Consider the following 15,155-nt stretch of genomic DNA (forward strand, 5'->3'; position numbering starts at 1 on the left):
GCTACCGCCGCTCCTTCCGACGGGCTTCTAATGTTTCCAAGATACGCTTGGATCGCGAAGTGATTCGCTTGGTTACATTTTCGGAAACGACGTCCATGCACACTTGGATGGTATCGCTGGAGGGGTCATACACGGGCACCGCCATCGCCATTGGCCCGGGTGGTTCCACTACTGTTCGGGTGGTAATGATACCGCGAGAACGCGCGAACGCCTGCAAATGTTGCAGTATGTTGGGGTGCCTGCTCAGAAAGGCGATAATTCTCCATTTCAATGCAGGCCGTGCAAGCACAAGACGAATAGCTAAAAACAGCGCACGCGCCGCTATTTGCCTCGGCAAAGATATAATATGGGCTGTCGCCGAGATTGTGGCGGACCCACTTCCCCTTACGGCATATCCGATGGCCCGGTAGGGACGGGTTAAGCGCCAGGAACGACTGCGGTAGATATCGTCGATTTGCTTTCGATACTCCGTCGCTACCGACTGCCATTGACGGGCTTTTTCCTGAGCATGCCTTTCCGTTTCAAGCACATTGGCAAGCGCGGTGATCCGATCGACTGCTGCCTGAGATATGCCATTCTGTGAGTTTTCGCCAAGCTGAGCCTCAACGCTCGTATCGGATTTTCCCTCGAGCTGTAGCGCTTGCTGTTCACTAGAAACATCGCTCGGGGGCAAATCAGTAGCTTGTTCATCGCGGTCTAACGCAAGACGCAACGCTTTGCCTTCTCGAATCTCTTCAGCTAGCGTTCTATTTACTTGGCGCAACGCGGCTCTTAAAGCAAGATTCTTAGCCTTTGTTGCGGTATAATCCTCTTCAGTATGCGCTTTTTCTTGTCGAAGCCTGTCGATGGCCGCCGCAGCGTCATTAATACGCTGGTCCGCTTCGTTCCGTGCGATTTCGGCGCCATGCAAGTCAGCTTCGAGTGAGACAAGTCTGGCATTCAACAAGGCAGCTTCCGCTCTCGCCGCCTCAAGCCGGTTTTCAGCCTCCGCCCTCGTCTCTTCCGCGGCTTCCAAGCGCTGCCTCATTGGGGCGAGCATGTCGGACTGGCCGGAAGCTGGAAAAGCGAAGCTGTCGAAAAAGTTTGGCCCCGGTCCGAATGATGCCTTCAGTTCTGGATGTTTCTCACTGACGTAGAAACGATTCACGCCGTCAAAATAGACAAACTCATAGCCGAGTCCCCTAAGGCTGGGATCCCATGACTCGTGGCTAGTCTCGTTCAAGAGCGGTAAGGTGCTCTCCACTACGACAATCCAAGGACGCACCATGGAAGTGCCCCAACTTTCAATGACCGCAGACTCCATGCCCTCGACATCGATCTTCAGCCAATGAACCTCCCTTTCCGCGCAGCGGTTCAGAACATCCTGGAGGCTGATGATCGGCACAGGATGTTCTCTCACTTCGAATCCGGCTTCGATATGCTGTTTGGCAATGACAGGATCTCCGGTGCTGAGACCCGTTCCAGGAAATTCATAGAAAGCGAGTAGACCGGTGCCGGTTCCGATGGCGGCCTCGATTACCTCCTCGTCTGGTCGCGCAGTGTGCAACTTAGTGGCATAAAGAGCTGCGGGCTCAACGTGCATCCCGCGCCAGCCATGTTCGTAAAACGAGAGGCTAACGGAATCCACCACCGGATCCTGAGCGCCAATGTCGATATAGAACCCGCGTTCTACCGACTTGAGAGCACGCCACAAGATCACGTCTTCGAAATTCTGTGCGTATGAGGTGATCATCAGCGGTCAGGAAACAATGAGAGAGGAGCCTTGTTCAGCGATATCGGCGGAAGCTCGATACGGCGATCCTCTGCAAAGAAACTCGCCGCGATCATGCCGTCACCGCTGTAGGATTGCTGCACATCATGTTCGGCCAGGATGACGGCGCCGAGATCGAGCAGTACCTCCTTGCAATCAGCATGCGTGGTTCGCGATCCAGATATGCTGCTGTGGTGAGTCGATATGATCACAAATCGCAGTTGCTGGCGGTCTATCACTGATGCCATCGAGCGAATAAAGGGCAACTCGGCGCCCTGCACATCCAGATGCAGGACTTCGATGGTCCGGTCATTTGTCAATCGGGACACCGCAGCCATATCAAAACAAGGTAGCGTTCGAATCTGCCCGTCTGATTCACAACGCAATTCGAGGCTTTCGAGACTCTCGCCACCGACACAGCCGTTAAGAAAGCTGATGCGGTTTTCCAGTCGGTTCAGACTCGCATTGTCTCGGCCCAACTGAAGATTGTTCGGATCCGGCTCAATGCAGATCGCCGAGGCACCGGCAATTTCACGCAGATACCACAACGTATAATAACACCAGAACGCGCCGAGTTCCACGATCAGAGAATTGTGACGCGCATAACGCAAGATGTGGTGAAAGACCAGTTCTTCTTGAGGTTCGTGATGACCTCGAAGTGCGCGAATGATCTGCGCCATCCAATCACCATGATATCCACCCGCCTTTACCCTCAGGCCATTGTGCATGATCTGGATCGGCCCGTTTGGCGTGTCTAGAATGCGGCCCGCATTCTGCACTTTCGCTATTCCGGCGCAGTCCATGCAACTGCTCGTCATTATGGCCCGTTCCAGTTCATTCATGCCGCAATCCCACGAATGATGAACCGAGCGTCAAGTGCGGATGTCCCGATGAAAAATGGTTGGGTCGCATTTATCACATCGAACACCAGCGCGTTGTCCTGCCACTCGTAGTTGTTTTCGAGGTGCGTGTCCGAACTAGCAAGCGAGGGCGAGAAAGAATACGAGCCTTGGCCAAGGTTACAGGTGAAGGGCAACTGGAATTCAATTTCCTCGCCTGCTTTAACGTTCTGGAGGGCTTGCTGGGTGTGCCAGGTGTTAGTGCCCCAGACGATGTGTCCGGTGCGGTCACGCAGCATAAAGCCGAGCACCAGTCGAGAAATGTCAGTCTCTGCTTTTGCCACCAGTCTCAACACCAAGGACTGTCCTACGTCAGCGATCTTGACCGGTCTGCGACTCTCGGCATCGAGAAGTTCCAGTGCCGACGCTTTGACCTGAAATGTCCCCGACCGCGTGAATGTCCAATTGTCCTTCTCGCGCCGTTGCTCGATGGTCAGCTTGGCGTTCTCCTTGGTCGCGATCAGGGCGTTGTAGTAGTCGACCACTTCGTCGGGCGGCCCGTCCTTCAGCACCCGTCCCTTGTCCAGCAGAATCACCCGGTCGCACAAGGATCTGACGTCGCCCATACCGTGAGTGACCAGAATGATCGACGTGCCGGCGGCCCTGAAACTGCGTATGCGGTCGAAGCTCTTGTGCTGGAAATAGCTGTCGCCCACCGAAAGCACTTCGTCGACGATCAGCACCTCAGGCCGTTCAGCGGTGGCGAGCGCGAAGGCCAGCCGCGCCTGCATGCCGCTCGAATAGGTTCGCAGCGGCTGGTCGAAGAAGTCGCCGATCTCGGCAAAGTCCTCGATATGCGGCATCAGTTCGGCAAGCCGCGTTTGCGACAGCCCCATCAGTCCGCCGGCATGGTAGGCGTTCTGGCGCCCCGTGAATTCGGGGTTGAAGCCGAGCCCGAGTTCGAGGATGGCGCTGATGCGGCCGCCAACGCTTGCCGTGCCTTCGGTAGGCCGCACGGTGCCGGTGATCAGCTTCAGAAGCGTGCTCTTGCCGGCACCATTCTGGCCGATGAGCCCCAGCGCCTCGCCGGCCACCAGGGAGAACGAGATGTCCCTTACCGGCCAGAATTCCTCCGTGGGCTTGACGGGCGCGCCGAACCAGCCGGCAAACCTTTCCAGATTGCTTGCGTAGGTCGCATAGCGTTTCGACAGATGGCTGACAGAAAGCACGGTCATGGCTACAGCACGTCGACGAGTTCGGGGCTTGCGCGCCGAAAGAAGATCATTGCGAAAGCCATGCTCACAACTCCCAGTGCAGCCGGCACGATCAGGCTTTCAGGGTTTGGCCAGCGGTTGAACAACAACGCGTCCTGATAAAGCGCCACCAGCGGCGCGATCGGATTGAGGCCGATCAGAAAAGCATATTTTTCGGGCAGAACATTGGCGGGATAGACGATCGGCGTCAGCCAGTACCAGAGCTGCAGCACGATCATCATGACTTGCGCCACATCGCGAATGAACACGTTCATCACGCCGAGGATCACGCCAAGGCCGAAGCCGATCGCGGCGATCAGGATGATCCCGATCGGCAGCAAGACAAGGGCGCGGCCCGGAATATGCCCGAGGAAGATGAAGATGACAAACAGGGCGACGAGCAGCAGCAGGTGGTTGATGAGTGCCGTGCCCCCCACGATGACGGGCAGGCACAAGCGCGGAAAGGCGATCTTCTTCATCACCGGTGCCTGCTCGATGAATACGGTCATGCTGCGTGTCAGAATCTCGCTGAACAGCGTCCAGGCCGCCATGCCGGACAGGAGATAGATCGGATAGGCCGCGGGGCTGTCAGTGTCCGGGAGCCTTGCCTTGAGAACTTCCGAAAGGACGATCGAGAAGATGAGTGCCTGCGCAAGTGGGTGAAGGATGAACCACAGGCCGCCCAGGCGCGACCGCACGAAACGCCCTTTCAGGTCGCCCCTGATGGAGGAAGTGATGAAATGGCGGTACTGCCACAGGCTTCGAAACATGTGCTCAACCTTTGGCGCGCTGCGGTGATGTCGTCATCAGGCATTACATAGCCGGTGCCAATACCCGAAAACGTCGGCTATTGTCTGCTCGAATGGCACCAAAGGCTGCCAATTGAGCTCGGCGCGTGCCTTTGAAGCATCACCTGATGCGGTGGGGATCTCGTTCGGCCGAAGTTTTTCAGGGTCGGCGCGTACTTCGATGTCGATGCCCGACTGCGCAACAAGCGTATCCAGGATATCACGGATTTTGCGGGGTTGTCCCGATGCGATGTTGTAGACTTGATCCGGTGCGGCATCCAGATTCAGCACCGCGGAGCTCGCATACGCGCGCACCACGTCGCGAACATCAAGGAAGTCGCGCTCCGCCTCGAGGTTCCCGACGTGAATGACCGGTTCGCTCTTGCCGGACACGATCTCGGCGACCTGGCGTGCGAAGGCGGAAACCACATAGGCATCGGACTGACCGGGGCCGGTGTGGTTGAAGGGACGAAAGCGCACAGCGCGCAAACCTTCATACGCCATTTGCCCGATCATCAGGTCCGCCGCCGCCTTGGTGGCGCCGTAGACCGTCATCGGGCGAAGCGGCACATCTTCCGTTACCGGACCTGCCGCGCTCCGGAAGGAAGCGCCATAGGCTTCGGAACTACCCACATACACAAACCGGGCGTCCGGCGCGTGGTGCAGCACGGATTGGGCGAGGTTCATCGTTCCCGTGAAATTGACGTTCCAGGCATGTCGCGGCGCGTTGCGTGCATCGGAAGGTGCGGCGACCGCGGCCAGATGAATGAGCGCGGTGGGCTGTACCTCGCGGACGGCCTCGTCGATCCCCTTTCGGTCCTGCAGGTCGATCGCGTTTCGTTGGCCTGCGCCATGGCCAAGCGGGAACACCTTGCAGCCAGCGTGTTCCCGCTCCAGCAGCCGCAACAGTGCTGTGCCGACAAACCCTGTTGCCCCGGTTATCAGGATGCGATGCGTCAACCTATCGACCATAACGCTAAAAGGGCTCTCCGCTCAACTCAGCGCTTGGCCGAGTTGGCGTGACGTTCGAGATCGGCGTCCACCATTTCACGGATCATGTCTTCCAGCGAGATCGTCGCCTCCCATCCCAGCTTCTGCTTGGCTTTCGCAGGGTTTCCGAGCAGAATTTCGACTTCGGCCGGTCTGAACAGGTCCGGATCGATCACAAGGTGATCGTCGATCTTGAGCCCGACATGCTCGAACGCGATTCGGCACATGTCGCGCACGGTCGTCGTCCTGCCTGTCGCGACGACGTAATCGTCCGGCTGGTCCTGCTGCACCATAAGCCACATAGCACGGACATAGTCCTTGGAGTGACCCCAATCGCGCTTGGCATCGATGTTGCCGAGCCGCAACTCCTTTGCCAGGCCTTTCTTGATGCGCGCCACCGCGTCCGTGACTTTTCGGGTGACGAACTCAATGCCGCGAAGCGGAGATTCATGATTGAACAGGATGCCGCTCGAGGCATGCAGGCCGAAGCTTTCGCGATAATTGATGGTAATCCAGTGGCCATAGAGCTTCGCAACCGCGTAAGGCGAACGCGGATGGAAAGGCGTTGTCTCCGACTGCATGGGCTCCTGGATAAGACCGTACATTTCCGAGGACGACGCCTGGTAGAAACGGGCTTCGGGCGATTCGAGACGAAGTGCCTCGAGCACATTGGTCACGCCTATGCCGGTGACATTGCCCGTCAGGATCGGCTGCTGCCACGATGATTTGACGAAGGATTGGGCGGCAAGGTTGTAGACCTCGTCGGGCTTGACATCGCGCATGGTTCGAGCCAGGCCGGACAAATCCGTCAGGTTGCCATCAACGATCCGGACATCGTTTTCGATGCCAAGCCATTTCAGGCGCGTTGTATTGACGTCAGCCGTGCTCGATCGCCGCGCCAGTCCGTGGACCTCGTATCCCTTGGAAAGCAGCAACTGCGCCAAATATGCGCCATCCTGCCCGGTGATGCCGGTGATCAAAGCTTTCTTTGTCATCAATGTTCTCGATTGTATCTGGTGTTTGCTCGCCAAGCATCGCGAGCCGGGGGATTGTCAGGCGCGACCATATACGTCGTCGAAGCGCACAATATCATCTTCGCCGAGATAATCGCCGCTTTGCACTTCAATGATCACCAGGTCAATTCTGCCGGGGTTTTCCAGCCGATGTTTATGGCCGCAGGGGATGTAGGTTGATTCGTTTGTTGCCAGGAACAACTCCTGGTCGCCATTGACGATTTTCGCGGAGCCGCTGACCACGACCCAGTGCTCCGAACGATGGTAATGCATCTGCAGGCTCAAACGCCTGCCAGGCTTCACCTCGATGCGTTTGATCTTGAAGCGCTCGCCTTCCTCCAGAACCGTATAGGTACCCCAGGGTCGGTGTACCGTGCTGTGAAGGAGATGCGCCCCATGTCCGGAAGCCTTGAGACTTCTCGAACAGCTTTTTGACGTCCTGAACGCGGTCGCGGGATGCGACAAGCAACGCATCCGGGGAATCGACGATTATCAGGTCGTTGACGCCGACGGTGCCGATGACCCGCCTGTCGGAGGTGATATAGCTGCCGGCGGTGCCGATCATGTGAATATCGCCGCGTATCCTGTTTCCGTTTTCGTCGGGGGCGACCAATTCGGCCATCGCGTTCCAGGATCCGATGTCGTTCCAATCCATGTCGCAGGGTATCACGGCAAGATTGCCCGCCTTCTCCATGACCGCGTGGTCGAGAGAGATACGTGGAGCCGAGCCGAAATGCTCGGGCGCGAGTTCGATTTTGGCAAAGCCTTCGCCTTCGCTGAAACGGGCGTTCTCATAGCTTCTGGAAACGGCCTCGATGACCGCGGGACAATGCAAGGCCATTTCGGTGAGCATGGTCTGGGCGCTGAAGCAGAAGATGCCGGCGTTCCAGAAGAAACGCTTGGATGCGAGATAGGCTTGAGCGGTCTCGAGGTCTGGCTTTTCAACGAACCGGACAACTTTTTCGCCGTCGGCTTCGATGTAACCGAATGCGGTGTCCGGTCTGGTTGGATTGATGCCCAGGGTTGCGATCCGGCCCTGTTTCGCGTGGTCGATGGCCCGGCCCATGACATTCAGAAACGCAGGCAGATTGCCGATCATGTGATCCGCGGGAAAGACGCACAGGATTGCATCAGGTCCCTGCGTCGCCTTGGCGTGGATCGTGGCGGCGGCAACGGCGGCGGCCGTATCGCGGCCTTCCGGCTCAAGCAGAAATGTGCGTGGCAGCACGACAGAGTCCAGTTGGTCGAAGTCGTCCTTGGTCAGGAAGAGGTGGTCGCGGGAAGTCACCGCAACGAGTTCCACGACGCCCTCGATCGAAGCAGCGCGCAACACGGTGTGTTGAATAAGAGAGTGTCCGTCTGCCACTTTGAGGAAAGGCTTGGGGTGCGATTGCCTCGAGGCAGGCCATAGACGCGATCCGGCTCCCCCGCTGATGATGACGGGAACCACTTTCATTAAACGCCCTCTGTTTCGTCTGTGGATGTGATTGCCCGCGCCCTTTCAAGCGTAAGCGCCACGATCGCTGCCGCTCTGTCCTGGTTTGCAGCCTCCGAGTAGCACCGCAGTTCCGGCGCATTGCCGGACGGCCGCAGATGGATGATCTCGCCAGTCGCCATTCGTGTCCTGAGGCCATCGGTCTCATCGACTTGAGCGACAGTCCCGAAAGGGGCCAGAAATCGCTGCAGTTGTTCCCGATCGGCGAGCCGACGCATCAGGCTGCGCGAACTTTCCACCGGGAAGTTTTCAAGGCGCTCGCTCGCGCATGCCGGGAGCTTCCAGAGTTCGCGCAGATGCGACAGCTTTTTTCCTGCCGACGCAACCGTGCCAAGGACGGCAAGGATGGGGAGCATCGCATCTCGCGTCGGCAGTGCCGTCAATGTCCTCCCGTGCAGCGAACAGTCTGACCCAAGGAGGACGCCGCCATTGGCCTCAAAGCCGAGGACGATGCTGCCGGTACGGTATGAAGCTTCCATGGCTTCGATCACGAACGGGGATCCGACCTTCGTCCTCAGCACCTCAAAACCGAAGGTTTTCGAAATGCCTGAATTGGAGGTCACCGGTGTCACGACAACATCTGCCCGCAAATACAAGGCTACGGCGAGGCCGATCAGGTCGCCGCGAAACAGATCACCGTTCTCGTCGGTGATGAGCGGACGATCGGCATCGGCGTCCGTCGACACGATGGCATCGAGTTTGAATTCTCGCGCCCAATCCCTGAACTTTGCAATTGTGGTCGGGCTCACAGCTTCTGTGTCAACGGGCACGAAAGTATCTGATTTCCCGACGGACGTCACGCTGGCGCCGAAGGATCGGAGAATCTCGACCAGGAGATCCGCCGCGACCGAGCTGTGCTGATAGACACCGATCCTTAAACCCGAAAGGGAGCCGGGCTTCAATATATCCTCGGCGCGTGCGCGATAGGCGGCGATCGCCTGATCATGGTGTGTCGGAAATGCGGTTTCCGGAGACGGCGGCGAGCGATAGGAATCTGACTTTTCAGCGGCATACTGTGCGATGGCGACTTCATCGGCTTTGCTGATCTCTCCACGCGGGCTGTAGAACTTGATGCCGTTGCGGTCGGCAGGAATATGCGAACCCGTCACCATGAGCGCCGCCATGCCATGCTGCAGGCCATAGAGCGCCAAAGCCGGTGTCGGAATGGCGCCGCAATCGATCGGTTGAAGTCCGCTGGTCGCCAAGGCCGCCATGCAGTTGGCGGCAATGGTGGGACTGCTGTCACGCAGGTCGCGACCTACCAGCACCCTGGCTTTCGGCTGGACCCCGCCTGCGGCCAGGCGCCAAGCGAAAGCCTCGGTAAAAAGTCCACTCGGCTTCCCGACCAGTTCCGAAGCCAGGCCTCGAAGGCCACTCGATCCAAATTTCATCACTTCGCTTTGGCTGGTGAAGGAAAGGCCGTCATATTGCAGTAGGCTCCTCTGTCAACCGAAAATCGCTTGGCCAGCCGTCCAGCGTTTCCCTCGTGATCTTCAAAATAGTGCGTCGGCAATGATTTCGACGACACTTGGTGAGTATCGGTCCGAGAGGCCTGTCACTTGTATAAGCGAGTGCTACTTTTGCACTTGCTGTTGCACACGGTCCTGATCGACATGCCCGGTCTAATCAACCGCCTGCGAAAAAATCTCTGGCGATGGCCTCAAGTCCACGCTATGCGGTAGAGAAGGCGGGGGCCGAGGATTTGGCGCTGACAACGGGTGGCCGGTGGCGAATGGTATTCGATCTGGCTTCGTACTAGTGTTGAAGTTCTCACGCCCGGAGTTCAGTACTGCCCGATGACATCCCATCTAGAAGCCGTATCCGGACTTCGGCCGAAGGTGCGTCGCGCTATCATCATGGTTCTGGATATCGTGATGGTCCTGATCGCGGTGGCGCTCAGCCTGGCTTTATCGCAATCGAGACTGTCGTTCGAAGCCTTTTCCCCAGCGGGTTTTGCTTGCTGGGCGAGCATCATTGTTCTCAGCCACCTGCTGTTTAGATATTGCGGCCTTTACAATACCGTGTGGCGTTTCGCCTCGACGCCGGATTTCTTCAACATCCTGAAGAGTTGCGGAATCTTGACGGTCACGCTTTATTGCGTTTCGCTCGTTGTCCGTTCCTTTCAGCCTGTGGCGGGCCTCAACGAGCGCCAGTTTATCGTCTTTTTTCTGGTTTCTTTCACCATCATCTCCGCGCCTCGGATTTTCTATCGGTTCCTTCGCGACGGTGCGAGTTGGCGCATCTTGAGCCGCGGCACCGGCAAGACCTCGATCAAGCGGGCGATGTTCGTCGGCAAGTTGAGCGAGGCAGACGTAATCATCCGTTTCACCCGCACAGCCCAGCCGGCCGAGTATTCCATTGTCGGAATCTTGGCGATCGAAAACGGGGCTCCCGAGGGCACCCGTATCCAGGGCGTACCCGTCGTGGCCATTCGCCCCCGCCTGGTCGAGGCGCTGGAAGAATACGCAAAGGGGACGGCAAGTCTCGACTTGCTTATTTTCGGCAGCGGTGCCGAGCATGAGATCGAAGAGTATTCCGAACTCGTTCGGGTCGCCCGGCATGGCGATATAGCGGTCGTGCAGTTCTCGGGACTTTCGCAACTGGGGCAGGAGGGAAAGCTCGTTCTCGACGCTGTCGAGATGGAAACGATCCTGCGTCGCTCGACGGTGCCGTCCGATATCAAACGCATCGGCGCCTTCGTCGGAGGTAAGCGTGTTCTGGTGACGGGTGGCGCCGGTTCCATCGGCCGAACCTTGGTCAAACGGTCGCTGGAGCTTGGAGCCGACGCGGTCCTGGTTGTCGACAATTCCGAGTTCGGTATCTTCCAGTTGAGCCAATATATTGACGAGCAGCACCATGACCGCCTCAAGGTCCGTATCGCCGATGTCGCCGATCGGCGCCAGATAACGCGCGTCGTCTCGGAATTCAAACCGGATATCATCTTCCATGCGGCGGCGCTGAAGCACGTTCCGCTGCTCGAGGAGAATTGGGACTCGGCCATCCAGACCAATGTTTTCGGGACACTCGTCTGCGCAGAGGTTGCCGCCAGATGCGGAGTGGCGCAGTTTGTCCTGGTGTCGAGCGACAAGGCCGTGGATCCGTCGTCCGTGCTTGGCATCACGAAGCGGGCTGCAGAACAGATCGTCAGCGCCTTGCATGGGACACCCCCGAGCGACCCGGGTGGGCGCCGCCCCGCCACCAAGTTCATCGCCGTCCGTTTCGGCAATGTCTTTGGCAGCAACGGTTCCGTGGCGACCATATTCCAGTCGCAGATCGAGGCTGGCGGACCTGTCACCATCACCGACCGGCGCATGACACGCTATTTCATGACAGTGGCCGAAGCCGTCGATCTCGTCATCATGTCGGCGGCCGATGCCGCATCACGGCCAAGCGGCGAAGATTATGCCGTCTATATGCTCGACATGGGCAAGCCGGTGCCGATCCTCGAAGTGGCCGAAACGATGATCCGCATGTCGGGAAAGAGCCCGTACACGGACATCCCGATCCGCTTTACCGGCATCAGGCCTGGCGAGAAGCTCCATGAAACGCTGCATGGTGAAGACGAGGAACTCGTCGAACTCGGCATTTCGAAGATTTTTGGCTTGAGCACGGACGTTGTGGAGTGGTCGGATGTCCAGGTCGCACTTGCCGCACTTCAGCAATCGATGAAGAACCAGGGCAAGGCCGCGTCGCTCGCCGTGCTGGCAGGTCTCGACCGCGCCAAGAAGGCGAGGGGGAGTACGGACCAGCGGGCAATCCCGAAAACGGCTGGGCAGGCGACTTAAACCTGCCGGGGCGATCTTCGGTCTTGAAACCTGGTTGGCGCAAACGCAAAAGCTGTCTCCATCGGCGGCTTTCTGCCGGGAACCAAGCGGCACCCCATGAACCTTGAATGGCCGCGCGGTGCGCTTGGTCGAGAGGCGACCACGTGCTAGGTCGACCGGATTGACGGCTTCATCAGCGGTGTTGCCCTGCGGGGCTTTTGGCAGGGAGCACGATCGGCCATTCATGAAGGCAGCCAAGAAAATCTTCGATCTTGCCGGCGCGACGCTGCTGCTGGTGGCCACATCTCCCGTTCTATTGCTCGCCATGCTCGCCGTGCGGGCATCGTCACCCGGTCCAGCAATTTTTTCCCAGACACGGGTCGGTCGCGACGGCGTGCTGTTTCGCTGCCACAAGTTGAGGACGATGGTCCAGGGGACGCCGTCCTTGCCCTCGCATGAAGCCCCGGCGAATGCCGTGACTGCTGTCGGAAGGACCTTGCGGAAGTTCAAGCTCGATGAACTGCCGCAATTCTGGAATGTTCTGAAAGGCGAGATGAGCCTGGTCGGGCCGCGTCCCTGCCTGCCGACACAGACGGAGTTGATCGAGTATCGCAGGCGGCTGGGGGTTTTGGCGGTACTGCCAGGCATAACGGGCATGGCCCAGATCAGGGGCATCGACATGTCGAACCCGCGGCTCCTGGCCGAAACGGATGCTGCCTATCTCAGGACGGCGTCATTCTGGCTCGACCTTCGTATCCTGTTTGGAACGCTCTATCGCAACGGAGGCGATTGAGCGTTTGCGAACCGCGCCATCTCGACCAGTCGTTCCAGCGTGCCGCTTTCCGGCAGCCAGCCTTCGGATACCAGCAAGGCAGGGTTGCATATCTGCGTCGCGGTCATGCTGTCCCAGAATATCCGCTTGCCCGAGAGGATCGCGGCCGCCCGCAACGGCGCGGCCGGCACGGCCATCAGGCGCGTCGGCCGTCCGAAACCGCTGCGAAAGGCGTGCACAATGTCGGCGATCGATATCGGCGGCACATCGCTGGCAATGTAGATCGGGCGCAGCGATCCCGAACGGCTGAGCAGATGCCATATCGCTCCCGCCGCGGATTGCGATGACAGCAGGGAGCGGGTTGCCGTCAGGGCACCTGTCGGCAGCGGCAGGGCCGTGTCGGCCAGGCGCATCAGCGTTGCCAGGTTTCCCTTCATGCCGCTTCCGTAGACTGGAGGCAGCCGCAATACGATGCCGTCGGAACGGCCATGCGATGCATAGGCGTCCAGCACCCTGATCTCGGCTTCACGCTTCGAGCGCCCATAGGCGCATTGCGGATCGGGAATCGTGTCCTCGTTGATCGTTGCGCTGACGCGCGCGCCGATCACGGCCCGGGTCGAGGAGAGCTGGATAAAACGTCCGCTTGCCTGCTCGGCGGCGGCCTGTGCCAGCCGCCCGCTCAATTCCGCATTGGCCGCCCGGAAATCGGCTTCGGTGGCGTTGCCTTCATCATTGTTCAGGCCCGCGCAATGGACGACATCCGTGACATCCCTGGTAAGCGCCATGAAGGCAGCGGTCGGCGCATCGAAACCGGGCATCCGCATGGCATCATGTCCCGGACCAAGCCTCTCCGGGTGGCGGGACGCCAGGCGAAGCTCGGCGCCTGCTTCGCGAAGCCGGTGCACCACCTGACGGCCGATGAAGCCCGTCGCGCCTGTCACCAGAACTTTCATGGCCTTTGCCCGAAACAGCTATTGGATGGCGGATGGAAGCGTCTGCTCTTCCGTCCTTGGCGGAAAGATATGTTTTTCGGTCACAAGCGAAAGTGCCTGGCCTTCCGCCAACGGAGCCTGACGCCCGGAGGCAAGATAGGTTCCCGACACCAGGAACACCATCAGTACCGAATCCAGGATGTCATGGCCGATCAGGATGCCCGTCATCCCCGCGGTCAGATAGGTGATCAGAACGATGACGATCATGGTAGCGCCGAACCGCTCGATTGGGTCCGTGCTGTTGCGCAGCACCAGGGCGGCATTCCAGGCGGCAACCACGAAGATCGCCGCCAGCGTCACGGCGCCCAGTATTCCCGCCTGCACCAGGGCGGTCAGAAAGCCGTTGTGGAAATGACTGAAGCCGGCGTCCATGCCGAACTGATCCTGGAAGCCCTGCTTTATCAAGGTCTGGGTGGCACCCACTCCATGTCCGAACAATGGCATCTCATGAAACGCCTTGAGGCCGATATCCCACAGAGCGGCGCGCAATCCCAAGGGTGTCGTGTGGTCGCCACGGGTGGCAAGCGCATCCCAGTCGGAGCGCAGAAAATCGACCCGCCCGGATATGGTCTGGAAGCCGACAGCAGCGACCACGACGCCGACCGCCAGCAACAGCAACAGCAGGCGCACGGCATTTCTTCCTCTCAGTTTCCGCTGGTTGATCAGCAGAACGGCGATGCCGGCGATCAGCAGTGCCAGCCAGATAATGCGTGTTTGGGAGTAGATGATGGCGATCGTCCCGCCGAGTGCCGCGCAGACGAGGGCGGTCCCGCGCCGCTCGATGCCCGACAGGGCAGCGGCCACACAGACCATCACTCCAAGGCAGAGGACCTCCGCGAACACGATTGCGTTTCCGGCTCCGCCCTCGGCGCGCTTACCAAGCCAATATTGCTGGAAGACCGCCAGAAACAGCGCCACAAAACAGGCCGCCATGCTGCTCAGCACGATGATGCGCACGAGCGTCGTTTTCTGCGTAATGCTCCAGGTCGAATAGGAGATGGGGAAGAACAGGAAGGTGACGAGCGGGATCAGGTGCGACGCGTCCCTGGCGATCGCGTTGTTGACGATGGAAGCCACGAGATTGGCCGCGCAATAGGCATAGATCGCGATCGTCAGCACCATCATCGCCGGGTCGGTATTGAAACGTCTTTTCCTGAAGGCGATCAACAGGATGGACCACAGGCCACCACCATTGAACACGAAGCTGACCACCGATCCCAGAACCGGGGGAAAAAAGAAGCAAAGAATGGAAAAATAGATATTGATCCGCGAAGGCGTGAATTGCTGTCTTACAGACGAAAGCCGGTCCAAGTTTCGGGCTCGCTATTCTCGAGTAGCTTTATGCGGCACATCCCGTTTAGTGGAACCGAATGTGCTCGCCTCGAAATTGCCCATGCCTCATGATGCATCTTGCCCGCTTCGAGACGCTTGTATAGCGGCTGAGCTGTCTTTTCGATAGTGCGGCGGGACAGGTTGTCACCGAAAATCGGCGGCCGGCG

The 15,155-nt window shown here is 58.8% G+C and carries 11 protein-coding genes and 1 pseudogene; 2 read left to right on the forward strand and 10 right to left on the reverse strand.

Features of this window, described 5'->3' with window-relative positions; genetic code table 11:
* Position 1: 1 nt before the first annotated feature.
* The 8 genes and pseudogenes from AC1VON_RS15575 to AC1VON_RS15610 form a co-directional block, all read right to left on the reverse strand.
* Entirely contained in the window at positions 2-1,732 is a 1,731-nt protein-coding gene (locus AC1VON_RS15575) for an FkbM family methyltransferase (protein ID WP_483124128.1), read from the reverse strand.
* Positions 1,732-2,592: an FkbM family methyltransferase gene (locus AC1VON_RS15580; RefSeq protein WP_483124129.1), complete on the reverse strand. Its 861-nt coding sequence runs from the start codon at positions 2,590-2,592 to the stop codon at positions 1,732-1,734. Before AC1VON_RS15580 ends, AC1VON_RS15575 begins: the two co-directional genes overlap by 1 nt.
* Positions 2,589-3,824, reverse strand: a complete 1,236-nt coding sequence (locus AC1VON_RS15585; protein WP_483124130.1) for an ABC transporter ATP-binding protein — start codon at positions 3,822-3,824, stop codon at positions 2,589-2,591. Before AC1VON_RS15585 ends, AC1VON_RS15580 begins: the two co-directional genes overlap by 4 nt.
* Positions 3,825-3,826: 2 nt before the next feature.
* Positions 3,827-4,612, reverse strand: coding sequence for an ABC transporter permease (locus tag AC1VON_RS15590; RefSeq protein WP_483124131.1), 786 nt, complete (start codon positions 4,610-4,612; stop codon positions 3,827-3,829).
* 36 nt (positions 4,613-4,648) lie between these two features.
* The gene (locus tag AC1VON_RS15595) at positions 4,649-5,590 is read right to left on the reverse strand and encodes a GDP-mannose 4,6-dehydratase (RefSeq protein WP_483124132.1); all 942 of its coding nucleotides are present in this window, start codon (positions 5,588-5,590) and stop codon (positions 4,649-4,651) included.
* 38 nt (positions 5,591-5,628) lie between these two features.
* Positions 5,629-6,615, reverse strand: a complete 987-nt coding sequence (gene gmd / locus AC1VON_RS15600; protein ID WP_172351324.1) for a GDP-mannose 4,6-dehydratase — start codon at positions 6,613-6,615, stop codon at positions 5,629-5,631.
* A gap of 57 nt (positions 6,616-6,672) precedes the next feature.
* Positions 6,673-8,089 (reverse strand): annotated as a pseudogene (locus tag AC1VON_RS15605) (mannose-1-phosphate guanylyltransferase/mannose-6-phosphate isomerase).
* On the reverse strand, positions 8,089-9,519 hold the full coding sequence (locus AC1VON_RS15610; RefSeq protein WP_483124133.1) for a phosphomannomutase: 1,431 nt from the start codon (positions 9,517-9,519) through the stop codon (positions 8,089-8,091). The pseudogene AC1VON_RS15605 and the gene AC1VON_RS15610 overlap by 1 nt, the downstream one beginning before the upstream one ends.
* Before the next feature lie 405 nt (positions 9,520-9,924).
* Here AC1VON_RS15610 and AC1VON_RS15615 point away from each other — a divergent pair, with 405 nt between their 5' ends.
* On the forward strand, positions 9,925-11,913 hold the full coding sequence (locus tag AC1VON_RS15615; RefSeq protein WP_172351321.1) for a nucleoside-diphosphate sugar epimerase/dehydratase: 1,989 nt from the start codon (positions 9,925-9,927) through the stop codon (positions 11,911-11,913).
* Between the two features lie 223 nt (positions 11,914-12,136).
* Entirely contained in the window at positions 12,137-12,685 is a 549-nt protein-coding gene (locus tag AC1VON_RS15620) for a sugar transferase (protein ID WP_172351320.1), read from the forward strand.
* Here the strand turns inward: AC1VON_RS15620 and AC1VON_RS15625 are convergent.
* Both AC1VON_RS15625 and AC1VON_RS15630 read right to left on the reverse strand, forming a co-directional pair.
* Positions 12,664-13,617, reverse strand: a complete 954-nt coding sequence (locus AC1VON_RS15625) for an NAD-dependent epimerase/dehydratase family protein (protein WP_483124134.1) — start codon at positions 13,615-13,617, stop codon at positions 12,664-12,666. The genes AC1VON_RS15620 and AC1VON_RS15625 overlap by 22 nt on opposite strands.
* Before the next feature lie 18 nt (positions 13,618-13,635).
* A complete protein-coding gene (locus AC1VON_RS15630) occupies positions 13,636-14,868 on the reverse strand; it encodes an O-antigen ligase family protein (RefSeq protein WP_483124135.1) in 1,233 nt (410 codons plus the stop codon).
* Between the last annotated feature and the right edge of the window lie 287 nt (positions 14,869-15,155).

This window comes from Mesorhizobium sp. HAY1-8B (assembly GCF_056868045.1).

What these genes read in the sequence shown, in the direction of transcription:
- AC1VON_RS15575 (WP_483124128.1), bottom strand. Translation starts at nt 1,732, where the DNA reads ATGATCACCTCATACGCACAGAATTTCGAAGACGTGATCTTGTGGCGT.
- AC1VON_RS15580 (WP_483124129.1), bottom strand. Translation starts at nt 2,592, where the DNA reads ATGAATGAACTGGAACGGGCCATAATGACGAGCAGTTGCATGGACTGC.
- AC1VON_RS15585 (WP_483124130.1), bottom strand. Translation starts at nt 3,824, where the DNA reads ATGACCGTGCTTTCTGTCAGCCATCTGTCGAAACGCTATGCGACCTAC.
- AC1VON_RS15590 (WP_483124131.1), bottom strand. Translation starts at nt 4,612, where the DNA reads ATGTTTCGAAGCCTGTGGCAGTACCGCCATTTCATCACTTCCTCCATC.
- gmd (WP_172351324.1), bottom strand. Translation starts at nt 6,615, where the DNA reads ATGACAAAGAAAGCTTTGATCACCGGCATCACCGGGCAGGATGGCGCA.
- AC1VON_RS15610 (WP_483124133.1), bottom strand. Translation starts at nt 9,519, where the DNA reads ATGAAATTTGGATCGAGTGGCCTTCGAGGCCTGGCTTCGGAACTGGTC.
- AC1VON_RS15615 (WP_172351321.1), top strand. Translation starts at nt 9,925, where the DNA reads ATGACATCCCATCTAGAAGCCGTATCCGGACTTCGGCCGAAGGTGCGT.
- AC1VON_RS15620 (WP_172351320.1), top strand. Translation starts at nt 12,137, where the DNA reads ATGAAGGCAGCCAAGAAAATCTTCGATCTTGCCGGCGCGACGCTGCTG.
- AC1VON_RS15625 (WP_483124134.1), bottom strand. Translation starts at nt 13,617, where the DNA reads ATGAAAGTTCTGGTGACAGGCGCGACGGGCTTCATCGGCCGTCAGGTG.